Below are 24,175 nucleotides of genomic sequence, written 5' to 3'. Positions count from 1 at the left end.
CCTCCGTGGCCGCGCCTCGCTACCGCCTGCCGGCCCGTCATGACGCGCCCGCCACCGACGCGGTCATCGACCGCGCCACGACCATCCGCATGATCTCGTTGGTGCCCTCCAGGATCTGGTGCACCCGCAGGTCGCGGACGATCTTCTCCAGCCCGTACTCGGCGAGATAACCGTATCCGCCGTGCAGCTGCAGGGCGGTGTTGGCGACCTCGAATCCGACATCGGTGGCGAAACGTTTGGCCATGGCGCAGAGTTCGACCTTGTCCGGCGCGTCCGCGTCCAGTGCCTCGGCGGCGCGCCACAGCAGGGTCCGGGCGGCTTCCAGTTTCGTGCGCATATCGGCCAGTTCGAACTGCAGTGCCTGATTGTCCAGCAGCGGCGCGCCGAACGCGGTGCGCTGGGCGAGGTAGGGCAGTGTTTTTTCGAGCGCGGCCTGCGCCCCACCCACCGAGCATGCCGCGATGTTCAGGCGGCCACCGTTGAGACCGTTCATGGCGATACGGAACCCGTCGCCCTCCGCGCCGAGCCGATTGGCGACCGGCACCCGCGCGTCGGTGAGGTTCACCTGCCGGGTGGGCTGCGCGTTCCAGCCCATCTTCTTCTCGTTCGGCCCTACCTCCAGGCCCGGTGTGCCGGCGGGAACGATCAGGGTCGAGATCCCACGCGCCCCGGTGTCCTGGGTCCGCACCATCATCACGTACAGATCGTTGCTACCCGCGCCGGAGATGAACTGTTTGGCACCGTTGAGGATGTAGTCGTCCCCGTCGCGCACCGCCCGGGTGGTGATGGCCGCGGCGTCGGAGCCCACGCCGGGCTCGGTGAGCGCGTAACTGGCCAGCAGGTTCATCGCGGTGAGTTCGGGCAGCCACCGGCGGCGCTGCTCGTCGTCACCGTAGGCGTCGATCATCCAGGTCGCCATGTTGTGGATCGAGATGTAGGCCGCCACCGCGGGACACCCGGTGGCGAGCTGTTCGAAGATCCGCACCGCGTCCAGCCGGCGCAGTCCGGAACCACCCAGCTCCTCGTCCACATAGATACCGCCGAGCCCCACCGCCCCCGATTTCCGCAGTACGTCCACGGGGAAATGCTTGTTCTGGTCCCATTCAACGGCGTGCGGGGCCAGAAATTCGTCGGCGAATTCCCGGGCGGTATCGCGGATGGCCCGTTCGTCGTCGTCGAGGATGAACATGATTCAGTCCATCGTCGGGATGACGAAGCTGTTGCTCTCCTTCAGACCCGCCGGCCAGCGCTGGGTGACCGTCTTGGTCTTGGTGTAGAAGCGGATGGAGTCGGGACCGTGCTGGTTCAGGTCGCCGAATCCGGAGCGCTTCCACCCACCGAAGGTGTAGTACGCGATGGGGACCGGGATCGGGACGTTGATACCGACCATCCCCACCTGCACCCGGGCCGCGAAATCGCGGGCGGTATCGCCGTCGCGGGTGAAGATGGCGACGCCGTTGCCGTATTCGTGGTCGTTGGCCAGCGCCAGGCCTTCTTCGTAGTCCGCGGCCCGCACCACGCTGAGCACCGGTCCGAAGATCTCGTCTTTGTAGATCGACATCTCCTTGCCGACACGGTCGAACAGGGTCGCGCCGACGAAGTAACCGTCCTCGGCGCCCTCCACCGTGAGGCCGCGACCGTCGACCACGAGTTCGGCGCCCTCGTCGATGCCCTGCTGGATGTACTTGTTCACCCGGTCCACACCGTCGAGACCCACCAGCGGGCCGAAGTCGGCGCCGGGATCGTCGGACCGGCCGACATTGAGTTTGTGTACCCGTTCGGTGAGCTTCTCGACCAGCCGGTCGGCGGTCTCCTCGCCCACCGGTACGGCCACCGAGAGGGCCATACAACGCTCGCCGGCCGAACCGTAACCCGCGCCGATGAGCTGATCGGCGACATCGTCGAGATCGGCGTCGGGCATGACGATGGCGTGATTCTTGGCGCCGCCGAAGCACTGGGCGCGTTTACCGTTCGCGGTGGCGGTCTCGTAGATGTACTGCGCGATGGGGGTGGAGCCGACGAAGCCGACCGCCTTGATCCGCGGATCGCGCAGGAGCGTGTCGACGGCTTCCTTGTCGCCGTTGACCACGTTGAACACGCCTTCCGGGAGCCCGGCCTCGAGGAACAGTTCGGCCAGCCGCAGCGGGACGGAGGGGTCGCGTTCGGAGGGTTTGAGGACGAAAGCGTTACCGCAGGCCAGAGCCGGTCCGGCCTTCCACAGCGGGATCATGGCGGGGAAGTTGAACGGGGTGATCCCGGCGACCACGCCCAGCGGCTGGCGCATGGAGTACACATCGATCCCGGTGCCGGCGCTCTCGGTGTATTCACCCTTGAGCAGGTGCGGGATACCGATGGCGAATTCGATCACCTCGAGCCCGCGCTGGATATCGCCCCGGGCGTCGGCGATGGTCTTGCCGTGCTCGCTGGACAGCAGCGCGGCGAGGGAATCCATTTCGTCGTTGACCAGGGTCAGGAATTTCATCAGCACCCGGGCACGGCGCTGCGGGTTGGTCGCGGCCCACCCCGGCTGTGCCGCCTCGGCGTTCGCGATGGCGGCTTCGACCTCGGATGCGGTGGCCAACGGCACCCGGGCCTGCACCTGGCCGATATTCGGGTCGTAGATATCGCCGTACCGGCCGGAGGTGCCCGATACGCGCTGACCGCCGATGAAGTGTGAGAGTTCTCGAACCATGCGAATCCTGCCTCGAGTAGGGGTGGCGGGCAGCGGCACGGCCGTCCGTCACACGGAGATCATTTTTGCGGCCTTCCAATAGTTGGACGTCCAAGCAAAACCATACACCCGAGCCCCCACACAGACCAGAGCCGCTCGGAACCGGCCTCGAATCGCGCGAATACCGTTCGAGCAGGCCGGCTACCCGGCGTGGTGCGCCGACCGCGCCAGCAGACAACTACCGATACCGAGGATCACCGCGCCGATCACCAGAATCGCGCCCGACGCACCCGCCGACTCGCCCGTCCAATCCGCCACCGCCTCCACAGCGGCCAGGGTCAGCGCCGCGGCACCGCCGAGGATCAGCACCCACGACCGGTCGGTCGCATACAGGACGAAGCACACCGCGGCGACGAGCGCCGTGAGCACATAGGCCGCGCGCATCTCGGCGAAGACGTCGACGGTCTGCGCCCCGGATACCGCCAGCGCGACCCCGGCCAGATAGCCGGCCCACACCTCGAACACGACCCGCGCCCGGGTGAGCCCGAGCCAGCCGATACCGAGCACCAGTACCCCCAGGCCGAGCAGGTCGTCATCGACGCCGAAACCCTCCTCGAGCACCCCCACGACCGTGGCCACACTGAATCCGGCACAGAACAGCAGGCCGAGCAGCGACGGCAGCGCGGCATAGCCGGCGGCGGCCGCGAGGAATCCGGCCCCCGAGGCATAGACCCAGGCGAAATCGGTGGTGTCGTTCCCGTCGTCGAACAGCGAACCCGCCGCCGCGGCAGTACTCGTCGCGGCCAGCACGAACAACACGATCGCCAGCCGCGTCCGAGCGGTGTACCCGGGGCCGCCCACCCGCCGCCATGCCGCGCGGAACAGGGCCGACCGGCCCCCGGCGAGCGCGACACCCGCCACCGTCAGCCCCAGCGCGACGAGAAGGAACAGCACGAAACGGCCGAACTCGGCCATATCGTCCCAGGACTCCGCGAGGATCAGCACCAGCCCGCTCAGCAGGAGCCCGGCACCGGCATAGGCCGCGATCTCGGCCAGCAGCCTGGCCGGTGAGGGGCGGGGCGGGGCGGCTGCCAGCGCCGTCACCACGGCACCCAGCTGGGTTTCGTCCAGGACACCGCGATCGACGAGTTCGCGAAGCGCGGCAGGAGCCCCCTCGCGCGCCACCGGCACCGCCTCGCCGGTGGGCGGCGGCTCGTGCGCCTCCCCCGGAACCGGCTCCGGCGCGGGCCCGGCCACGACGGACTTCGCGGGGCGCACGGGCCCCGCGATCGGCTGCGACGCCCCGGGCGCCGAATCCTGTTCGGCCACAGCACCCAGTATGCCGCCCCGGGACCGGCCGCACCGGACACAAGATCAATCCACACCACCGGAGCCGATCACGCGCTACGCTCGGCCGGCATACCGACCGCAAATCGCAGGAGGTGCCGGCAGCGGTATGGACATCGGCGATATCCGGATGATCGACGCGCACATCCATCAGTGGGATCCGTTCGCCAACCCGCGCGAGTTCAGCCGCACGGCCGCGCTCATGCGGGCACTGCCCGTGCCACTCGGGCTGGCGATGCGGCTGGCCCCGCGCAAGGACCGGGAATTCATCGGCGAACCGTCGGCGTATCTGGGCCCGTACCTGCCCGCCGACTACCGGGCCGACACCGGGCGGCTACCGGTGGAATCGGTGGTGCATATCGAAGTCGAATGGACCGGTTCCAAGGTCGAGGAAACCCGTTGGGTGACCGCGCTTCCGTTCGGGGTGGACACACCCGCGCTGGCCGCGGTGAGCGCGAGTGCCCTACCGGGCGCGCCCGGGTTCACCGAACTCCTCGACGCGCACCTTTCGGCATCGCCGCTCGTGCGCGGTGTGCGCAGTATGGTCGCCCACCACCCGGACACCGGTATCCGCAGTTTCACCACGGCACCGGATACGCTGACCAGCCGGGCCTTCCTCGACGATTTCGGCGCGCTGGTGGAACGGGAACTGCTCTTCGAGGCCTGGGTGTACTCACACCAGCTTCCGCAGCTGAACGCGCTGGCCCGGCGCTATCCGGAAGCCACGATCGTGCTGAACCATCTGGGTACCCCGGCCGGCGTCTTCGGGCGGGTCGGGAAGAGCACCGGGGCGGACGCCGCGCAACGCCGCGATATCCTCGACCGCTGGCGCGCCGATATCGCCGCCCTCGGCGAATTCCCGAATGTGGTGGCCAAGGTCAGCGGGCTGATGATGCCGATCCTGGGACATCCGGTCCCCCGGCGCGGTACGCCCACACCGGTACCGCAACTCATCGACCGGATCGGATCGCTGGTGCGGCACGCGGCGGATGTCTTCGGAACCGACCGCCTGATCTGGGGCTCGAATTTTCCCGTGGACCGGCCGATCACCTCGATCTCCGGCAGCGCCGAGGCGATAGCGACGGTGCTGAAGGACCATCTCGGCGCGGCGGCCGCACTGGACAAGGTGTTCCGGACCAACGCCCAGCGGGTCTACCGGCTGGATTGACCGATTCCGTCCGAAGGCCGGAACTCGGCCGCTCGTTCCGGCGCGCCCGTGGTCACTGTGCGTACACGGTAATCAGCCGAGACCCCTCGGTCATGGCCGCACAACGGATTTCGCAGCACTGGTCATGCGGCGAGGATACGCACGTGCGTCGGCGGCGACCCACTTGTCGTATTCCCCACGGTCGGCCGAGTGAGCTCTCCAGTAGTCGGTGATGGAGGCGTAGCCGGGCTACCGCGCGGAAGCGGTAGGGGCTACCAGCGTGCGCGACCCCATCGATCTACTTACGCATCCGGTAGTAAACGGGCGCAGACGATCAGAAGCCGAGATGGGCTGTCGGAGCACCCGCTGCCCGGTGCTCGTTCAGCCGGACCGGTGGTCGTCACCGCCCGGTCATCTCCGCGTACATGACGGTGAGCGCGCGAGCCCCGGCAGCGGCGGTGGACTCGTCCTCCGAGAGCATGCGCAGGGCCCGGCGCAGCAGAACGGGATCCAGATCATCGGGCGCCGGGCATACCTCGGGAGCGGGCAGAGCCGGAAGCTCGAGGGCGTCACCGTAGGGATCGATGTCCTCGTCCGGCCCGGCGGCGGTATTCTCCACCGCGCCGATCAGGACTTCCAGGGTGAGCCCGCGCAAGGTCAGCAGATCACGGGGATGTTCGTCCAGGCGTTCCGCGAGCAGGTGGTAGACGGCGAGGGCGTGTTTGCACGGCCAGCCGGGATCCGGGCACGTACAACCGAAATCCAGATCGGCGGCCGTCTCGGGAACCAGGTGTGGCGCGAGCTCACGCGGCAGGTCGCCGGAAACGATCCGGGCCAGCATGCCCGGGGCGGCCCGGATCTGCTCCACGAGCAGCTCCACCTCCTCCGGCCGCAGCCGCCGGACCTCGCAGGTGGTACTGAACGGCCGCGGCTGGCTACCCTGCACCTCGGCGATCACCGCCCCGGCTTCGAGCCGATAACTCACCACCTGCCCGGCGCGGGCATAGGTACGGCCCCGGACGAGGCGACCCGGGTCGGCGATACGCTCCACCGCCTCGATCAGCGCTCGGCCCCACGAGGTACGGGCGAAGGCCCCGCGCCGGCTGCGGGCGGTGACCCCACCGGATACCGGCCGGCGCCGGCCGTATTCGGAGAAACCGTCGGGGGTCACTCGCCCACCGCCGCCGAGCCGAGAGCGAACAACTCGGCCAGATCGTCGTTGCCCAGTTCGGTGATCCAGTTCTCGCCCACGCCCACGGTGAGATCCGCGAGTTCCCGCTTCCCGGTGATCATCTCGTCGATACGTTCCTCGATGGTGTCGACGCAGACCAGTTTGCGCACCTGGACGGCGCGCCGCTGACCGATCCGGAAGGCACGGTCGGTGGCCTGGTTCTCCACGGCCGGATTCCACCAGCGGTCCAGATGGACCACATGGTTGGCCTCGGTCAGGTTCAGACCGGTACCACCGGCCTTGAGCGAGAGCAGCATGATCGGCGGGCCGGCGCTCTCCTGGAATTCGGCGACCATCCGGTCGCGCCGCCGCTTCGGTACCCCACCGTGCAGGAACGGCACGCGGGTGCCGAACCGCTCGCTCAGATAGGGCACGATCAGCGCACCGAATTCCCGGAACTGGGTGAACAGCAACGCCTTTTCTCCCTCGGCCAGCACCGATTCCAGCACATCCTCGACCAGCGCCAGTTTCCCGGATCGGTGCTCGCCCCGGCGCAGCAGCGCCGAGGAATCGCCGAGGAAATGCGCGGGATGGTTGCACACCTGTTTGAGCCGGGTCAATGCGCCGAGCACCGCGCCCTTGCGGGCCATACCCTCGGCATCGCGCAGTTTCTCCAGCATGTCCTCGACCACGGCCTGATAGAGCGCGGCCTGCTCCACCGTGAGATTGGCGCGTACGGTCATCTCGAGTTTGTCCGGTAGATCACTGATGACCGCCGGGTCGGTTTTCACCCGGCGCAGCAGGAACGGTGCTGTCACCGTGCGCAGTCGGGTGACGGCGTTACGGTCGTTCTCGCGTTCGATCGGCACCGCGAACCGCGCCCGGAAGGTCTGCGGGCTGCCCAGCAGCTTCGGCACAGCGAAATCCAGGATCGAACGCAGCTCCTCGAGCCGGTTCTCCACCGGGGTGCCGGTGAGGGCCAACCGGTGCCGGGCGGGCAGCGTCCGGGCCGCGCGCGCCTGCCGGGTGGCGGCGTTCTTGATGTGCTGGGCCTCGTCGAGCACCACGCGTTCCCAGCGTTGCCGGGAGAGGTCGGCGATATCACGGGCGAGCAGCGCGTACGTGGTGAGCACCAGATCCGCTTCGGCCACCGCCGCGTCGAGCGCCGGCCCCTGCGCTCGCCCCGCACCGTGATGGACCAGTACCCGCAGATCGGGGGCGAACCGTTCGGCTTCCCGCTGCCAGTTGCCGATCACCGACATCGGACAGACCAGCACGGTGGGCCCCGGGGTGCGCTCGCCCTCGCGTTCGTGCAGGAGCAGCGCGAGTACCTGCACCGTTTTACCCAGGCCCATATCGTCGGCGAGTACGGCCCCACACCCCAGCCGGTTCATGGTCGCGAGCCAGGACAAGCCGCGCTCCTGATAGGGCCGCAACTGCGCTTTCAGCCGCGCCGGTACGGCCACCGGTTCGACCGGACGGCCGGGGTCGAACAGGGCGGCGGGCCATCCCGTCGCGGTGACCTCGGTGAGCGGTACATCCTCGATCTGGGCCCCGGCGATCTCGCCGATCAGATCGGCCAGGGTGATCTCGCTGTCCGTCCCGTGCATCGCCACGAATTTCGCGGCCGCGGCCAGGACGGTGTGATCGGCCTGCACCCATTCACCACGCAGGCGCACCAGATCCGACTGGGCGCCGATCAGCCGCTGCATCTCGGCCGGGGAGAGCACGATATCCCCGAGGGCGAGTTCCCAGCGGTAGGACACCAGACCGTCCAGGCCGACGGTGCTCTCGGCCGCGGCGACCGCCCCGCTCACCCGCAACCGCAGCGCCGGTTCGGTGATGTTCCACGCCCGGGGCAGCAACAGCGGGATTCCCGCGGCCGACAGCGCCTGCGCACCGTGGGCCACCAGATCGGCCACCACCTCGGTCGGCAGCAGCAGGTCGAGGCTGTGCGGGTCGCCCGGCAGATCGCGCAGCCGCGGGTACGCGCGCTGGGCCCGCCCCAGCCATTCCACCCCTCGCCGTACCTCGTCCGTGACCCCGGGCACGGGTATCGGACGCGGGGCCGTGCCCTCGGCGCGCAGACAGACCTCCAGCCGCCACAGCGCGGCCGCGCCGCCGGTGTCGGCGGATTCCCCCTCGGGTTCCCGCAGCCGCAACACCAGTTCGGGTTCCGCGGGCGAACGGGTCTCCCGCCAGCGCCGCAACACCTCGGCGGCCTGATGGCTGCCGGTTTCCACGGGGATATCGGCGCCCAGGGCATGCACCAGGGGATGGGCGCACGGCCGCGCCCCGAGTAGTTCCCGGACCATCGGGTCGATCAGTTCGGTGACCATATCGTCGAGCACCTCGCCCGGCGTGCCCGCGACCCGCAGGGCCGGCGGTAGCAACGCGGCGAGTTCGGCGAACCAGGCCCGTTGGCCCGGAGTGCCGGCCGGTCGCCAGCGGGCCCACCACTGCCCGTCCTCGCGCCGCAGTTCGGGAACCACCGCGCCCGCCCGCACCCAGCGTTCGATCCCGAGCGCGGTATGGGCCAGGAACCGCAGATCCCCGGCCACCACCTCGGCCGGCAGCCGCTGCCGCAGGGCGGCGGCAGCGGCGCCGGGTGCCAGCGCGTGGGCGCGGACCCGTTCGCGCCGTGCCCCCGCGGCGTCCACGACCAGGACATCGGCACGGTGCCGGTACCGCGACTCCGCCAGTACCGACCCCAGCAGGCCGGGGATCCGCCCGGTGACGTCGGTACCCGGGGCACGCCACAGCAGCAGCCCCGAACCGGGCGCCCACAGTCCGTGCAACATGGCCTCATCAAATCAGTCCCGTCCGACACCGCCGCGATCCCCCGCCCGGCCGGACCACCGGGGCGCTCCCGCGACCGGCGCGCCCGAGTTGTACCTGGATTTATCCACCATATCGGCACATACTTGATATATCCGCTGGTCACCGTCGATATCCGCGCCCGCCGAGCAATGGCCTTGCCGGGCGGATCGCGCTGCCTCCGGCGGCCACTCGCGGTATCCGGCGCGGACCGGCCCGCGAGCAGCGGTGCCATCACACAGCGGCGATACGGCACACCGTGTCATCGATGAGCGGAGGGCAGCAGTATGACGATTCTGCTCCAGGTACTCGAGCAGAGCTATACGCCGACCACACCATGGGAACGGCGCAAATTCACCTTCGTGGACGCCGGCAGGATCGTCGGGATGCGGCTCGACGGTCAGTGCGGCGTATGGCTGGATCTGTCCCGGCCCGGGGAATCCCAGCGGCTGGCCCGCACCGCCGCCCCGGAGGAGGCGATCTCCTTCCTCCTCACCACCTTCGCCAAGATCGCCGAATGCACCGACAACGGCGGCTCCTGGGTTATCGGCCACGACGGGATGCATACCGAAACCCTCGCGGCCACCCGCTTCCCGCCCCGCAACAGCGGGGTCAACAACGACGAATTGCTGGCCCGGGCCTGGTTGTGAGGCCGCGCCGCTGCGCCGGCTGTCGGAGGGATCCGGTATACCGGTGAACCGTGAGGACACGGGGGACGATTCACGCGGTTACCGCACTCTTCTGCCTATCCACAGTGCTGGCCGTTCTCAGCGGTTGCGCGGTGGCCGGTGGCCACCGGCCCGCGCCGGGCAGCCCCGGGCGGGCCCAGCTGGAACAACTGCTGGCGGCCGTCCGGGTGGTCACCGAACGGCCGCACCCCGGCGGCTACGAGCGTGGCTGTGGCGCGGGGCAGGGCTGCGTCTTCGGGCCCGCCTGGTCCGACGACCACGACGGCCCGGGCGGCCGGGACGGCTGCGATACCCGCAACAACGTACTGGCGCGCCAGCTCACCGAGGTGGGCTACCGGCCGGGCACCGGCCGCTGCGTGGTGCAGTCCGGCCGCTTGGCCGATCCGTACACCGGTGCCCGGATCGTCTTCAGCCGCGAGAACGCCCGGCAGATACCGGTGGACCACATCTACCCGCTGGCCGCCGCCTGGGATCTCGGGGCCGCTGCCTGGCCGCCGCAGCGGCGGATCGAATTCGCGAACGATATCGAATACAACCTGCAGGCCACCGACCGCGCGACCAATACCGACAAGAGCGACAGCACCCCGGCGGACTGGTTACCGCCCTCGCGGGCGGGCCACTGCTACTACGCGGGCCGGTATCTCACAGTGGCGCTGCGCTACCGGCTCCCGATCACCGCCGCCGATCACGCGGTACTGCGCGATATCGCCGCGACCTGTGGATGAGTGCCCGCTCAGGCCCCGGTCGCGACGGGGCGCTTGGGATCATGTGCCCACTGCGACCACGAACCCGGATACAGTGCCGCCTCCACCCCGGCGACGGCCAGGGCGGCGATCGTGTGGGCGGCGGTCACCCCCGAACCGCAATACACCGCGACCGGGGCCGCGCCGATCCCGGCGAACCGCTCCCGCAGCAGTTCGGGGGGCAGGAAACAGCCGTCCTCGCCGAGGTTTTCACTGGTCGGCCGGCTGATCGCGCCCGGTATGTGCCCGGCGCGAGGGTCCACGGGTTCCTGTTCGCCCCGGAACCGTTCCGCCGCACGGGCATCCAGTAGCACACCCTGCCAGCGGGCGGCGGCGTCGGCATCGATCACCGGCAACCGGCCGGGCTCGAGTTCGATATCGCCCGGTTCCGGATCGGGTTCCACTCCGGTGGCCGGTTCACCGCCGGCGCGGATCCAGGCCGGCAGACCACCGTCGAGAATGCGCACATCCGCGATTCCGGCCCAGCGCAGCAGCCACCAGGCCCGCGCCGCGGACATACCACCGAGCGCGTCGTAGACCACCACCGGATCACCGGTGCGCAGTCCCCAGCTGCGAGCGCATTTCTGCAACTGTTCGGGGTCGGGTAGCGGGTGGCGGCCGAGTGCGGGCGAAGGGAGAGCGGCGAGTTCGGTATCGAGGTCGACGAACACCGCCCCGGGGATATGTCCGTTCTGGTAGTGCTGTGGTCCCTCCGGATCGCCGAGTTGCCACCGCACATCCAGCAGGCGCAGGTTCCGTTCTGTCGATTCCCGGAGTTCTTCAGCCGAGATCAGTACCGCGTTCACCGCAGCTCCTCGTCCGCACGTCTGGAACAGGTTTCGTCACCGTACGCGCAGGCGGTACGGGAAGTCCACGCCTACACACCGGTTCCGGCCGCGGAATGCCTCAGATCCGGGCGAGCAGGGTCAGCGGGTCCTCCAGCGAGCCGGCGACGGCGGCCAGGAAACGAGCCGCCAGTTCCCCATCGATCATCCGGTGGTCGAAACTCAGGGTCAGGGTGAGCACCGAGCGCACCGCCAGTTCGTCCCGGAAGACCCACGGTCGCCGCACGATCGCGCCCACGCACAGAATCGCGGCCTCCCCCGGGTTCACCAGCGGCGTACCGGAATCCACCCCGAACACACCGACATTGGAGATGGTGAAGGTGCCGCCCCGCAGATCGGACGGTCCGGCGCGCCCGTCCCGGGCGGTCTGCGCGAGCCAGCCGATCTCCCGGCACACCTCACGCAGGCTGAGGGTCTGGGCGTCCTTGATATTCGGCACCAGCAGGCCGCGTGGGGTGGCGACGGCGATACCGAGGTTGACGTAGTGGCGGGTGACGATCTCCGAATTGGTTTCGTCCCAGAAGGTGTTCACCCCGGGGAACTCGGCCAGTGCGGCCAGAACCGCTTTCGCGACCAGTGCCAACGGTGTGGGTGTGAGCCCCTCGAACGGCTCGGTGCCGCGCAGATGGTCCAGCAGTTCCAGGGACGCGGTGATATCGACGGTGATCGAGGTGGCGGCCTGCGGAATGGTCCGGGCGCTGGTCACCATGGCGGCCGCGGTTCGTTTCCGGACGCCGCTGATCGGCGTGCGCTCCTCCCGTACCGACCGGCCCCCGGCCTCCGGTACCGCCGCCGCGGCCTCCTCCGTATCGACGCCGCGGATATCCGGCTCCGCGACCGGTACCGCGCCGCGCACGTCGGCGACCGTGACCGCGCCCTGCGGGCCGGAACCCGCCACGTACCAGAGGTCGATGCCCAGTTCCCGGGCCAGTTTCCGGGCGCCGGGTGTCGCCGCCACTCGTGCCGCACCGGAACGGGCAGGCATTTCCGGAGCGCTGTCGGGCCGCCGGGCGGTACCCGGCGCTTTCTCCGGCACTGCCTCCGGCTCCGGTGCCGCGGCGATCACCCCGCCCTGGTACGACACCGGTGATTCGTCGCTGTCTCTCGGGGAAACACCGGCCGCATCGGACCGTTTCCGCCCACCGCGGCGCCGGGTGCCCTGGTCTCCGGTGGGCCCGTAACCCACCAGCACCGGGGTCCGCCCGCCCGGTTGCGCCGCCGCGGCCCGGATCCGGAGCAGCGGGGCACCCACCTCCACGGTCGCGCCCGGTTCGGCGAGTAGTTCCACTACGGTTCCGGCGAACGGCGAGGGCAGGGCGACCACGGCCTTCGCCGTTTCGACCTCGGCGATGGTCTGGTTCAAGGCGACTTCGTCGCCCACCGCGACCGTCCAGTTCTGTAGTTCGGCGTCGGTGAGTCCTTCACCGAGATCCGGAAGCCGGAACTCCAGGATCTCGCCGGACTCCGCGGCGCTGGTGTCGTCGTCCACGATGGGGGCACCTCCGGCTGGCATCAGGGTGGGATACACCTCAGGCGGCGAGTGTTCGGTCGACCGCCGCCAGAATTCGGTCCGGGTCGGGCAGATAATGCTTCTCGAGCTTAGCCGGAGGGTAGGGGATATCGAATCCGCCGACCCGTTGCACCGGCGCCTCGAGCCGGTAGAAACACCGCTCGGTGACGCGGGCGGCGATTTCCGCGCCCAGACCCCCGGTGACGGGCGCCTCGTGCACCACCACCAGTCGTCCGGTCCGGTCCACCGATTCCGCGAGGGTGTCGACATCGAGTGGGGCGAGGCTGCGCAGATCGATCACCTCCAGCGAAATACCTTCCTCGGCACCGATTTCCGCCGCGGCCAGCGCGGTGGCGACGCTTCCTCCGTAGGCCACCAGGGTGGCGTCGGTGCCGGTGACACAGATGCGGGCCCGGTCCAGCGGTAGCTCCGCGGGCGCGGCCGGATCGAATTCGGCCTTGTCCCAGTACCGCCGCTTCGGCTCGAAGAAGATCACCGGATCGTCGAGAGCGATGGCCTGCCGGATCATCGTGTAGGCGTCGGCCGGGTTGCTCGGCGACACCACCCGTAGGCCCGCGGTATGCGTGAAGTACGCCTCGGGCGATTCGGAATGGTGCTCCACCGAACCGATTCCGCCGCCGAAGGGGATACGGATGGTCAGCGGGACACGGACCTTCCCCTTGGTCCGGTAGTGGATCTTGGCCACTTGCGCGACGATCTGATCGAACGCGGGATAGACGAAACCGTCGAATTGGATCTCGCATACCGGCCGGTAGCCGCGCAGCGCCATCCCGAATGCCGTACCCACGATGCCCGATTCGGCCAGCGGGGTATCGATCACCCGGTGGTCGCCGAAATCCTTCTGCAGCGCGTCGGTCACCCGGAAGACGCCACCGAGCCGGCCGATGTCCTCCCCCATCAGCACCACTTTGGGATCATCTTCCAGAGCGGTCCGCAGTCCGGCGTTGAGCGCCGCGGCGAATGTGGTGATCATGACGGGACTCCCTCCTCGCGCGGGGCGGGCGCGGCTGCGGCCGGGCCGGTGGCCAGGTACTCGGCGTACTCCCGGCGCTCGGCGTCGATGAGCGGGTGCGGGGTCGCGTAGACGTGCTCGAACAGTTCCAGCGGCGCGGGGTCGGGCATACCGATGGTGCCGGCGCGCATCCGGTGCGCCACCTCGTCCGCGCGGTCGTCCACCCGGCGCGCGGCGGCGGGGTCGAAAAGATCTTCGCGTTCCAGTAATCGGCGCATGCGCAGGATGGGGTCGCGCCGCGCCCATTCCTCGGTTTCGGCCGCGGTCCGGTAGCGGGTGGGGTCGTCGGCGGTGGTGTGCGGTCCCATCCGGTAGGTGATCGCCTCGATGAAGGACGGCCCACCGCCGCCGCGAGCACGCGCGGTGGCGCGCCTGGTGACCGCCAGCACCGCCAGCACATCGTTACCGTCCACCCGGGTCGCGGGGATACCGTGCCCGACCGCCCGCTGCGCGATCGGGGTGGCGCTCTGCAACCGGACGGGTTCGCTGATCGCCCAGTGGTTGTTCTGGCAGAAGAACACCACCGGGGCGGCCCAGGTGGCGGCGAAGGTCAGGGCTTCGGCGATATCGCCCTGGCTGGTGGCGCCGTCACCGAAGTAGACGATGGTCGCGATCTCGGCGCCGTCGAGGTGGGCGGCGTAGGCGTAGCCGGTGGCGTGCAGCCCTTGCGCGCCGACCACGATCGCCGGGTTGGTCATATTGACCGTCTGCGGGTCCCAGGAGCAGTGGGCGACTCCGCGCCACATCGCCGTGAGAGCGCTCGGTTCCACACCGCGGCAGTAGGCGACGGCGTTGTCCCGGTAGCTGGCGAACACGTAGTCGTCGGGGTGGAGGGCGTGAGCGGAGCCGACCTGCGCCGCTTCCTGCCCCTGGTACGGCGCCCAGAGTCCGAGCTGCCCCTGCCGGGCCAGCGCGACCGCCTCGATATCGATCCGCCGGGTGACCACCAGGTCCTCGTAGAGCTGCCACAGCCGGTCCGGCCCGATATCGGCGACCAGGGCCTGATATTCGGGGTGGTGCACCCGACGGCCGTCGGGCTGGATCAACTGGACTGGATACTCGGTTGTGCCGGGCATCGGCCTCGCCTCCTCACGCGGGTCACGCGCTCATGTGGCCTACACCACACAGGATCCACGATTCAGCGAACTGCGCAACCTCTCCGCACAGAATTGAGCACTATGCACATAACAACCCGGTGCCCAGCTGTCATACTGCGTAATATGACCAATCAGGACACCGGCGAGGCGGTACTGGACGCCACGGACGCGCGACTGCTGCTGGAGTTGGCCGCCACCCCTCGGGCCACCGGGGTGGAGCTGGCCGCCCGGCTCGGACTCTCCCGCAATACCGTGCAGGCACGGCTGGCACGGTGGGAGACCTCCGGCGTGCTGGGCAGTTTCGAACTCCGGGTATCACCCCGCGCCCTGGGGTACCGGCTCTCGGCCTTCGTAGCGGTGGTGGTGGACCAGCATCGACTGGAAGCGGTGGTGGCCGAACTGGCCGAGGTCCCGGAGGTCACCGAGGTATGCGGACTCACCGGGGCCACCGATCTGACGGTCCGGGTGGTCGCCCGCGACGCCGACGACCTCTACCGGATCACCGGCCGGATCCTGAAGATCCCGGGCGTGGTGCGGACGAATATGGCGCTGGTCATGCAGGAGCTCGTGGGTCCACGCACCGCCCCGTTGCTGCGCCGCCTGGCCCACCCGGAGACCGCATCGGAATCGCCGGCGGCCTCCACGACCGGCCCGGAGAGCGGACGAGACACCTATTAAGCGACACAACAGGAGGAATGTCGCATGTAGACGTTAAGGTGCGAGCATGGAGATCGCAGGCACAGTATCGGACACCTACCCGGGCAGGACCGCCATCGTCACCGGCGGTGGATCGGGCATCGGCGCGGCCCTCGCCCGGCGGCTGGCCGAGCACGGCGCGCGGGTCGTGGTGGCCGACCTCGACCCGGCGAGTGCGGCCCGGGTGGCGGAGGAGATCGGCCCGGCCGCGGTATCCGCCGGAGGCGACGCCGCCGACCCGGAGGTGATCCAGCGACTGATCGATACGGCGGAATCGGCGTTCGGCCCGGTCGACCTGTACTTCGCCAATGCCGGTATCGGCGGTGGCGCCGGCCTCGACAGCACCGACGCGCAATGGGCGGCGACCCTCGAGATCAACACCATGGCCCATATCCGGGCCGCCCGGCTGCTCGTCCCCGGCTGGCTGGAGCGCGGTGGTGGCTACTTCGTGAGCACCGCGTCGGCGGCCGGATTGCTCACCCAACTGGGCTCCGCGCCGTACTCGGTATCCAAGCACGCGGCCGTCGGCTTCGCGGAATGGTTGTCCGTCACCTACGGCGACAAAGGTATTCGGGTGAGCTGCGTATGCCCCATGGGGGTGGACACCGCATTGCTACGAGAAGGCATGATCTCGCCGGATGATGCCGGAGCCGGTCGGCTGGCGATCGATGCCGTGAAGACCGCGGGCGCGGTACTCACCCCGGAAGAAGTCGCCGATACGGTGCTCACCGGGGTCGCGGCCGGACAGTTCCTGATCCTGCCGCACCCGGAAGTACTGACGATGTACCAGCACAAGGGGGCGGATTACGACCGCTGGCTGCGCGGTATGCGCCGCTTCCAGGCCGCGCTGGAAAACGCCGGCGACTGAGGCCCCGGTGCGCACTACCGCTGCGTATCCTCGGTGACCAGCGTCTCGGCGGCGATGCGGACGACCTCCGGGATCGCCACGGGCCTGCGCGTTTCGGAATCCACGTAGACGTGCACGAACGTACCGGTCGCGGCCAGTTCCGGGGCCGCCCCGGCTTCCCGGAAGAGGGCCAGATCGTAGGTGATACTGGACCGGCCCAGCCGGGCGATGCGCAGACCCACCTGCAACCGGTCGGGAAAACTCAGCGAGGCGTGGAACGTGCAGGAGGTCTGCGCGACGATCCCGATAGCGGGCAACTCGCGGATATCGGTACCGGTCGTATGGATCAGCCACGCGTTGACCGCGGTATCGAAGTAGGCGTAGTAGGTCACGTTGTTCACATGGCCGTAGTGGTCGTTGTCGGCCCAGCGGGTGGGCACCGGCCAGAGCACCGGATACTGCTGCGTCACCCGGCCGACGATACCGAGGGTCAGCCGGCCGGCGACATCGCGGCGGCCGCGCCACCGAGCCGGTGCTCCCGGGGGCTCACTCCGAAATGCCGCTTGAACGCCGTGCTCAGCGCGAAAGCACTGCCGTAACCCACCTGCCGGGCTACGGCCTCCACCGTATGGTCGGTGCCTCCGAGCAGGTCGGCGGCCAGATCCAGTCGCCATTCGGTGAGGAAGGTCATCGGCGGTTCGCCGACGAGCTCGGTGAACCGCCGGGCCAGCGCCGCGCGCGACACACCGACCTCACCCGCCAGCGCGGCGACGGTCCAGTTGTGGGCGGGATTGTGCTGCAGCAATCGCAGCGCCTTACCGACCACCGGGTCGCTGTAGGCGTGGTACCACGGCGGTGCCTCGTTACCGGAGAACCAGGTGCGCAGGGTCGCGATGAGCAGGAGATCCAGCAGCCGGTCCAGTACCGCGCCCTGCGCGGGCCGGTCCTTGACCGTTTCGTCCACCAACAGCCCCAGGACGCGGTCGTCGGACCGCCCGCGCGGCACCACGAGCACATCGGGAAGAGCCCGCAGCAACCGCCGGCTCACCGCCCCCGCGTGCTCGTAGGAACCGGTGAGCAGCACGGTCTCCCCGTCCGGATCGTTGCCCCACTGCCGGACGCCGAGATTCATGGTTTCGCAGAGCACCTCACCGTCCATGGTGGTGGTGACCTGCCCCGGGTTGATGAGAATCTGCGGTTCGGTCGCCGGATCGTCGGCGACGGTATAGGGCCGTGGACCCCGGAACACGGCGACATCACCGGCCGCCAGCCGATAGCGCTCGCCGTCGTCGGCGAGAATCCACGCCGCGCCCCGGATCACGGCCGCGAGCGTGAGCGGCGACCGGTCCTGGATCCGTAGCGACCAGGGCGGGCTGAGCAACGAGCGCAACAGGAAGGCACCTCGCGCCCTGGGCCCCTCCAGCAACCCGGCCAATGCGTCCACTTCGCCCACGATAGCCGTGTCGCCGGAGCCGCGGCCAGACCCCGACCGGCCTGCTACCGCTCATCAATCGTGACGGCGGTTGCGCACCGGAATCGACAGCACAGCGGTCGATTCCGAAGCCGGTGGTGTAACACCGCGCACCTATCATGTGGATATGCAATAAGTGGGGGCGAGGGGAGGGTGCCGATGTCAGATATGTCGAAAGTCGAGCTGTACGCGGCGATCCGGCAGGACCTTCGGGCCGGGTTGTCCAAACGCGCCATCGAGCGCAAATACGGCGTCGGGTGGCGCACAGTGGCGCGGGCGACGGAATCGGTACTACCCGAGCCGCGTAAAGAGTACCCGCCACGACCCCAGAAGCTGGACCCCTACAAACCGCTCATCGACGATATTCTGCGCGCCGATCTGGCGGGCCCGCCCAGACAACGCCATACGGCGACCCGCATCCATCGACTCCTGCTCACCGAGCACGGTATGACGGACGTGTCGTATCAGCGGGTCAGTGCCTATATCCGGGAACGCAAACCGCAGCTGCGGACGGAGCAGCTAACCGCCCGGCGCCGCTCCGAGCGATTCGTCGGTGCGGCCGGGTTCCCTCGTGTCAAAACCCTGCGAGACTTCGATTTCGAAGCCAATCCCAGTGTCGACCCCACCGTGATCCACACCCTGGCCGAATGCGAGTGGGTGCGAAAAGGCCTGCCGTTGTGCCTGATCGGCGGTCCCGGCACCGGAAAGTCGCATCTGCTCATCGCCCTGGGGATCGAAGCGGCGAAGGCCGGCTACCGCGTCAGGTACACCTCGGCGGCCGGACTGATCAACAAACTGATGGAAGCCGCCGAGGGCCGGCGGCTCTCCCGGGCCATCGGCCGCTACCGGGGTATCGACCTGCTCTGTATCGACGAACTCGGTTACACCGAACCGGACCGGCGCGGTGCCGAATTGCTGTTCCAGGTGCTGACCGAACGCGAGGAGAGGAAGTCGGTCGCGATCGTCTCCAACCGCAGCATCGCCAACTGGGCCGAGATCTTCCCCGACGACCGGCTCCGCGCCGCTGTCATCGACCGGCTGACCTTCGGCGGCATCATCGTCGAAACCGGGACCCGCAGCTATCGCCGGACCCACAACCGGTGAACACGCTCGTCGCGCCACCCTGTTGACCAGGCCCGGCGCCCGGTCCGGGCCGGGCATATCGAGACGCCGGTGCCCGCGGTACACCGGGCCGTCCGCACGGACCCGGCAGCCGGGCACCCGCTCTCGTATCGGACGGTCCGGCACGGCGAGACCGAGAGAACAAACCGGCCGGATTCCCTTTTCCCACTGCCGTCAAAATTCACGGTAAAACGCCACCGGAATTCATGAGAAAACGCTGTCGGAATTCGCGAGAAACGCTTCTGGAATCGACGATAAATATCGCCGGACCGAAGTCGGTAAGGCTCTCCTACCTGGATCTATCGTGCGAAATTCACTGTTGCACTCCGTGTTACACGGACGTATCTTTGCGAGTGGGTTTTCCGATCAGAACACAACAAGGGGGAATATGGCGAATTAGCAGTTACCCGATAGGTAGTCGGCCGAAGCCGGCAATGACCTACTGAATTCGATTGCGTTACCGGTGACAATCGATCGAACCACCGGCCGCCGGCCACCCCATCGGTGAGCCCGCCGCTTCGGCGGCGGGGCCCGGACCGAACCCGGGTGGTGAGACCGCGCGAGCCGCGTCACCGGCGACGTTTCGGACGACAGCCCCGTGCGGGCGACGTCCTCGTCCACGCCCGCCTTCAGCCGCGCGATCGGCAGCGGAGACCACGGACGACAACTTCTCACGCAACCGTCCCACCCGGTGGCACTCGGCCACCCGGTGCCGGTCGGTCGCGCCCACCGAACACAATGATCAGAAAGACAGCATCATGCCTATCTCTCCCAACCAGGGATCCACCGCGGGCGGTACCACCGTCACCATCACCGGTACGAACCTCGGTGGCGCCACAGCCGTACGCTTCGGCACCAAACTCGCCACCATCACGGCCAATACACCGACATCGGTCACCGTCACCTCCCCGTCGGGGACCGGCACGGTCCCGGTAACCGTCACCACGCCGGGCGGAACCAGCAACCCGCTGTCGTTCTTCTACATCGGCCCGCCGTTCAAATCGAGCCTGTCTCCGGTCTCGGGAGTCACCGCGGGCGGTGAGACGGTCACCATCACCGGATCCGGCCTGGCCACAGCCACATCCGTGGCCTTCGGCGCCAATGCCGCGACTCCGACCGTGGTGAACGACGGTGTGCTGACCGTAGTCGTGCCCGCAGGCGCGGCAGCGGGTTCGGTCGGGGTCAGCGTGACCACCGCGGGCGGCACCAGCAACGGCCTCTCGTACACCTACGTGGACGCACCCACTCTCGGCACCCCGAGCCCGGACTCCGGGCCGGCCTCCGGCGGCACCGCGGTGACCCTCCCCGGAACCGGTCTGACCACAACCGAATCGGTCACGTTCGACGGTGTGCCGGCACCGTTCGGCGTCCTCTCCGATACGGCTCTCGTGGCGGTCACGCCGCCGGGAACCGCCGGTGCCGTCGATGTCGTGGTCACCACCACCGGTGGCAGCGCCACCGCGACCGACGCGTTCACCTACATCGCCGGACCCGGTATCTGACCGGATATACGGGCCGTCGACGGTCCCGGATCATCCGATGCCTGCCCCGGGCAGGGCGCTCACCGCTCTGCCCGGGGAGGCATCCCGCAGCATTCGATCCGCCCCTGCTCCTGGCCGGACGGGGGCTCCGCCCCGCTTCTGAAAGGAGCACATCTCATGGCTCCCACCCTGACCTCCCTGTCACCGGCTTCGGGCCCCGCCTCCGGGCTCAACAGCGTCACACTGACCGGTACCGGGTTCGTCGGAATCGTCACGACCGTGCGTTTCGGCACCACCGCGACAACGTTCACGGTCGACTCCAGCAGCCAGATCACCGCGATCGCCCCACCCGGAACCGGAACCGTACAGGTCACCGTCACCACCACAGCCGGAACCAGCAACGGACTGCCCTACACCTACACCGCCGTCCCCACCCTCACCGGCATCAGCCCCACCCAAGGCCCCACCACCGGCGGCACCACGGTGACACTCACCGGCACCAACCTCACCGGAGCCACCGCCGTCAACTTCGGCGCCACACCCGCCACCGGCTTCACCGTGAACTCCGCCACCCAGATCACCGCCACCGCCCCACCCGGAACCGGAACCGTACAGGTCACCGTCACCACCCCCGGCGGCACCAGCAACGGCGCCTCCTACACCTACGTCGTGGTACCGGCACTCACCTCACTCGCCCCGAGTTCGGGGCCGGCGGCGGGCGGGACCACGGTGACACTCACCGGCACCAACCTCACCGGGACCACCGCCGTCAACTTCGGCGCCACACCCGCCACCGGCTTCACCGTGAACTCCGCCACCCAGATCACCGCCACCGCCCCACCCGGAACCGGAACCGTACAGGTCACCGTCACCACCCCCGGCGGCACCAGCAACGGACTGCCCTACACTTACGTCGCGGTCCCCGCGCTGATCTCCCTCGGTCCGGCCGGGGGGCCGGTGGCGGGTGGCACCACGGTCACCCTGTCGGGAACCGATCTCGCCGGAGCCACGGCGGTGACCTTCGGGACCACACCGGCGAGTTCGTTCACCGTGGTCTCGGGCACCCAGATCACGGCTGTCGCACCGGCCGGAACCGGAACCGTACAGGTCACCGTCACCACCCCCGGCGGCACCAGCAACGGACTGCCCTACACCTACGTCGCCGTACCCACGATCGGTACCCCGTCCCCCGCCGCCGGGCCGATCGCCGGCGGGACTTCGGTGACCATTCCCGGCACCGCGCTGACCACCACCGAGTCGGTGACTTTCGGTGGTACGGCGGCAGCGTTCACCGTTGTCTCCGATACGCAACTCGCCGTGGTCACCCCACCGGGAACCGCCGGCGCGGTCGACGTGGTCGTCACCACCGCCGGTGGTAGCGCCACCGCGACCGGTGCGTTCACCTACGTCGCGCCGCCCGAGATCTGACCGGTCGCCGACCGCCTGCCGGCCGGGACGACACCGAACCGCACCGTGCCCGGGGCGCTCCGGGTGCGGTGCGGCCCACCCCGACCGGCTAGCCGGTGGGCCCGGAACCGGAAGAACGCAGCGACAATTCGATCAGTGGGACGGTCTCGATCGTCCGGCCGGTGGCCTTCTCGATGATGTCGCCCAGTTTCCGATACGCCTTCGGGTGCCGCGCCCGGTATCCGGCCAGCACCGCGGCCGCTTCCGCTCGGTCCAGCGGCCGCGCTACCGCGGGGACCCGGCTGCGCGTGCCGATACTCACCCGGCAGTTCGGTTCGGCCAGCAGATTCCGGTACCACTGCGCGGTTTCCCCGAACCCCGAGGCGATCACCACCGTCTCCGCATCCGGACGGTCCACCGTTTCCAAGGCCACGTACCGCGACTTTCCGGAGATACGACCGATATGCTCCAGCAGGAGCAACCGGCCGCCGAACAGGAATCCCGCCCGGGCCCGGAAGATCCGGATCGGTGCCCGCGCGAACCATCGGGTACGCAGCAGTCTCACGCCGAGGTCAGCCATCCGCCGACCGTAACAGCGTCGGCCCCGCCACGAGCCCGGTACTCGGACCGGTCCCGCGCCGGGGCCGACGGATGGGGTGTCGCTACAGCGCCTTCAGCTCCTCGGTGACCTCCCCCACCGATTTCTTCGCGTCGCCGAAGAGCATGGAGGTGTGGTCGGAGTAGAAGAGGGGGTTGTCGATACCGGCGAAACCGCTGTTCATCGAACGTTTCAGCACGATCACCGATTTCGCCTGGTCCACATTGAGAACCGGCATACCGTAGATCGGGCTGGCCGAATCCTCCCGGGCGGCCGGATTGGTGACATCGTTGGCACCGATCACCAGAGCGACATCGGTGCGGCCGAATTCGCCGTTGATATCGTCCATTTCCTTCATGGCGTCGTAGGACACCTCGGCCTCGGCGAGCAGCACGTTCATATGTCCGGGCATCCGGCCGGCCACCGGGTGGATGGCGTATTTCACCTCCACCCCCTTGGCTTCCAGCAGACCCGCCATCTCCTTGACCGCGTGCTGTGCCTGGGCGACGGCCATACCGTAGCCCGGGACGACGATCACCTGGTTGGCGTAGGCCATCTGGATCGCGGCGTCCGCGGCCGAGGTGGCCTTGGCCTGCTTCTGTGTGCCGTCGCCACTCGAAGCGACCGCACCGCCACCACCGAACCCACCGGCGACGATCGCCGGGATGGACCGGTTCATGGCCTTGGCCATGAGGTTGGTGAGGATGGTGCCCGATGCGCCGACGATCATGCCCGCCACGATCATGGCGGTGTTGTTCAACGCCAGACCGGCGGCCGCGGCCGATAAACCGGTGAGCGCGTTGAGCAGCGAGATGACCACCGGCATATCCGCGCCGCCGATGGGCAGCACGACCATCAGGCCCAGTACACCCGCGGCCAGCAGCAGGCCGATCATCCACCACTGCGTGACCCCGCCGTCGGCGGCGCCGAGCCCGATGACCACGGCCGCCGCGATGGCGCCCACCAGCAGCAGCAGGTTGACCGGCTGCTGCAGCTTCCCCAGGCCGATCGGGCGGCCGGGCAGGATTTCCTGCAGCTTGCCGAACGCGATGAGCGAACCCCAGAACGACACCGAACCGATGATCGCGGCGAACAGGGATCCGACGATGATGTGCACCGTCGGTTCCTCACCGTGATGGAACACCGAGAAACCGCTGGTGTCGATGAATTCGGCCCACGCGATCAAGGCGACGGTGCCACCGCCGACACCGTTGAACGCCGCGACCAGCTGCGGCATGGCGGTCATCTTCGTACGCAGCGCGGGCGGTACGCCCAGGGCCACCCCGACCACGAGGCCGGCGACGATGAGGATCCAGTTGCCGGTATCGCGCACCGCGATGAGCGTGGCGATCACCGCGATGGCCATACCGGCCGCAGCGATCCAGTTGCCCCGGACCGCGGTCTTCGGGCCGGTCAGCCCCATCAGACCGTAGATGAACAGGGCGAAGGACAGGATGTAGAGGATATCGACCAGATTGTCCAT

At 68.8% G+C, this 24,175-nt stretch carries 21 protein-coding genes; 8 read left to right on the top strand and 13 right to left on the bottom strand.

What is annotated here, in order from left to right; genetic code table 11:
• Positions 1-37: 37 nt before the first annotated feature.
• The 3 genes from ACYR7D_RS10930 to ACYR7D_RS10920 form a co-directional block, all read right to left on the bottom strand.
• The gene (locus ACYR7D_RS10930) at positions 38-1,189 is read right to left on the bottom strand and encodes an acyl-CoA dehydrogenase family protein (RefSeq protein ID WP_459549493.1); all 1,152 of its coding nucleotides are present in this window, start codon (positions 1,187-1,189) and stop codon (positions 38-40) included.
• A gap of 3 nt (positions 1,190-1,192) precedes the next feature.
• A complete protein-coding gene (locus ACYR7D_RS10925) occupies positions 1,193-2,692 on the bottom strand; it encodes a CoA-acylating methylmalonate-semialdehyde dehydrogenase (RefSeq protein ID WP_459549492.1) in 1,500 nt (499 codons plus the stop codon).
• Positions 2,693-2,872: 180 nt separating this feature from the next.
• Positions 2,873-4,000 (bottom strand): DUF2157 domain-containing protein, encoded by a 1,128-nt coding sequence (locus tag ACYR7D_RS10920; RefSeq protein ID WP_459549491.1) that lies wholly within the window; start codon positions 3,998-4,000, stop codon positions 2,873-2,875.
• Between the two features lie 127 nt (positions 4,001-4,127).
• On the opposite strand from ACYR7D_RS10920, the gene ACYR7D_RS10915 reads away from it, so the two are divergent.
• Entirely contained in the window at positions 4,128-5,186 is a 1,059-nt protein-coding gene (locus ACYR7D_RS10915; RefSeq protein WP_459549490.1) for an amidohydrolase family protein, read from the top strand.
• 379 nt (positions 5,187-5,565) lie between these two features.
• Here ACYR7D_RS10915 and ACYR7D_RS10910 read toward each other — a convergent pair whose 3' ends face one another.
• Together ACYR7D_RS10910 and ACYR7D_RS10905 are read right to left on the bottom strand one after the other, a co-directional pair.
• The gene (locus ACYR7D_RS10910) at positions 5,566-6,336 is read right to left on the bottom strand and encodes an SWIM zinc finger family protein (protein ID WP_459549489.1); all 771 of its coding nucleotides are present in this window, start codon (positions 6,334-6,336) and stop codon (positions 5,566-5,568) included.
• Complete coding sequence (locus tag ACYR7D_RS10905; protein ID WP_459549488.1) at positions 6,333-9,137, bottom strand: DEAD/DEAH box helicase; 2,805 nt, start codon at positions 9,135-9,137, stop codon at positions 6,333-6,335. Before ACYR7D_RS10905 ends, ACYR7D_RS10910 begins: the two co-directional genes overlap by 4 nt.
• Positions 9,138-9,440: 303 nt before the next feature.
• Here ACYR7D_RS10905 and ACYR7D_RS10900 point away from each other — a divergent pair, with 303 nt between their 5' ends.
• Together ACYR7D_RS10900 and ACYR7D_RS10895 are read left to right on the top strand one after the other, a co-directional pair.
• Positions 9,441-9,803: a hypothetical protein gene (locus ACYR7D_RS10900; protein ID WP_459549487.1), complete on the top strand. Its 363-nt coding sequence runs from the start codon at positions 9,441-9,443 to the stop codon at positions 9,801-9,803.
• Positions 9,804-9,907: 104 nt separating this feature from the next.
• Positions 9,908-10,567, top strand: a complete 660-nt coding sequence (locus ACYR7D_RS10895; protein WP_459549486.1) for an HNH endonuclease family protein — start codon at positions 9,908-9,910, stop codon at positions 10,565-10,567.
• 8 nt (positions 10,568-10,575) lie between these two features.
• Here the strand turns inward: ACYR7D_RS10895 and ACYR7D_RS10890 are convergent, their stop codons facing one another.
• From ACYR7D_RS10890 to pdhA, 4 genes are all read right to left on the bottom strand, one after another.
• A complete protein-coding gene (locus ACYR7D_RS10890; RefSeq protein WP_459550119.1) occupies positions 10,576-11,379 on the bottom strand; it encodes a sulfurtransferase in 804 nt (267 codons plus the stop codon).
• A gap of 112 nt (positions 11,380-11,491) precedes the next feature.
• On the bottom strand, positions 11,492-12,943 hold the full coding sequence (locus ACYR7D_RS10885) for a dihydrolipoamide acetyltransferase family protein (RefSeq protein WP_459549485.1): 1,452 nt from the start codon (positions 12,941-12,943) through the stop codon (positions 11,492-11,494).
• Positions 12,944-12,959: 16 nt separating this feature from the next.
• Entirely contained in the window at positions 12,960-13,934 is a 975-nt protein-coding gene (locus ACYR7D_RS10880) for an alpha-ketoacid dehydrogenase subunit beta (protein WP_459549484.1), read from the bottom strand.
• Complete coding sequence (pdhA, locus tag ACYR7D_RS10875) at positions 13,931-15,049, bottom strand: pyruvate dehydrogenase (acetyl-transferring) E1 component subunit alpha (protein ID WP_459549483.1); 1,119 nt, start codon at positions 15,047-15,049, stop codon at positions 13,931-13,933. Before pdhA ends, ACYR7D_RS10880 begins: the two co-directional genes overlap by 4 nt.
• Positions 15,050-15,193: 144 nt before the next feature.
• Here pdhA and ACYR7D_RS10870 point away from each other — a divergent pair, with 144 nt between their 5' ends.
• Both ACYR7D_RS10870 and ACYR7D_RS10865 read left to right on the top strand, forming a co-directional pair.
• Positions 15,194-15,748, top strand: coding sequence for an Lrp/AsnC family transcriptional regulator (locus ACYR7D_RS10870; protein ID WP_459549482.1), 555 nt, complete (start codon positions 15,194-15,196; stop codon positions 15,746-15,748).
• Between the two features lie 46 nt (positions 15,749-15,794).
• On the top strand, positions 15,795-16,634 hold the full coding sequence (locus tag ACYR7D_RS10865) for an SDR family oxidoreductase (protein WP_459549481.1): 840 nt from the start codon (positions 15,795-15,797) through the stop codon (positions 16,632-16,634).
• A 14-nt stretch (positions 16,635-16,648) separates the two neighbouring features.
• Here ACYR7D_RS10865 and ACYR7D_RS10860 read toward each other — a convergent pair whose 3' ends face one another.
• Positions 16,649-17,083, bottom strand: a complete 435-nt coding sequence (locus tag ACYR7D_RS10860) for an acyl-CoA thioesterase (RefSeq protein ID WP_459549480.1) — start codon at positions 17,081-17,083, stop codon at positions 16,649-16,651.
• Between the two features lie 20 nt (positions 17,084-17,103).
• Entirely contained in the window at positions 17,104-18,057 is a 954-nt protein-coding gene (locus ACYR7D_RS10855) for an AraC family transcriptional regulator (protein ID WP_459550118.1), read from the bottom strand.
• Between the two features lie 186 nt (positions 18,058-18,243).
• Here ACYR7D_RS10855 and istB point away from each other — a divergent pair, with 186 nt between their 5' ends.
• The 3 genes from istB (at position 18,244) to ACYR7D_RS10840 (ending at position 22,115) form a co-directional block, all read left to right on the top strand.
• On the top strand, positions 18,244-19,188 hold the full coding sequence (gene istB, locus ACYR7D_RS10850) for an IS21-like element helper ATPase IstB (RefSeq protein WP_459549479.1): 945 nt from the start codon (positions 18,244-18,246) through the stop codon (positions 19,186-19,188).
• A 776-nt stretch (positions 19,189-19,964) separates the two neighbouring features.
• Positions 19,965-20,708 (top strand): IPT/TIG domain-containing protein, encoded by a 744-nt coding sequence (locus tag ACYR7D_RS10845; protein ID WP_459549478.1) that lies wholly within the window; start codon positions 19,965-19,967, stop codon positions 20,706-20,708.
• Between the two features lie 156 nt (positions 20,709-20,864).
• The gene (locus tag ACYR7D_RS10840) at positions 20,865-22,115 is read left to right on the top strand and encodes an IPT/TIG domain-containing protein (RefSeq protein WP_459549477.1); all 1,251 of its coding nucleotides are present in this window, start codon (positions 20,865-20,867) and stop codon (positions 22,113-22,115) included.
• An 88-nt stretch (positions 22,116-22,203) separates the two neighbouring features.
• Here ACYR7D_RS10840 and ACYR7D_RS10835 read toward each other — a convergent pair whose 3' ends face one another.
• Both ACYR7D_RS10835 and ACYR7D_RS10830 read right to left on the bottom strand, forming a co-directional pair.
• Entirely contained in the window at positions 22,204-22,674 is a 471-nt protein-coding gene (locus ACYR7D_RS10835; RefSeq protein ID WP_459549476.1) for a nitroreductase family deazaflavin-dependent oxidoreductase, read from the bottom strand.
• 82 nt (positions 22,675-22,756) lie between these two features.
• Complete coding sequence (locus tag ACYR7D_RS10830) at positions 22,757-24,175, bottom strand: NAD(P)(+) transhydrogenase (Re/Si-specific) subunit beta (RefSeq protein ID WP_459549475.1); 1,419 nt, start codon at positions 24,173-24,175, stop codon at positions 22,757-22,759.

The organism is Nocardia sp. X0981 (assembly GCF_977089955.1).
The sequence above is the reverse complement of the archived record's forward strand: the minus strand, read 5'-3'. Positions and strand labels throughout refer to the sequence as shown.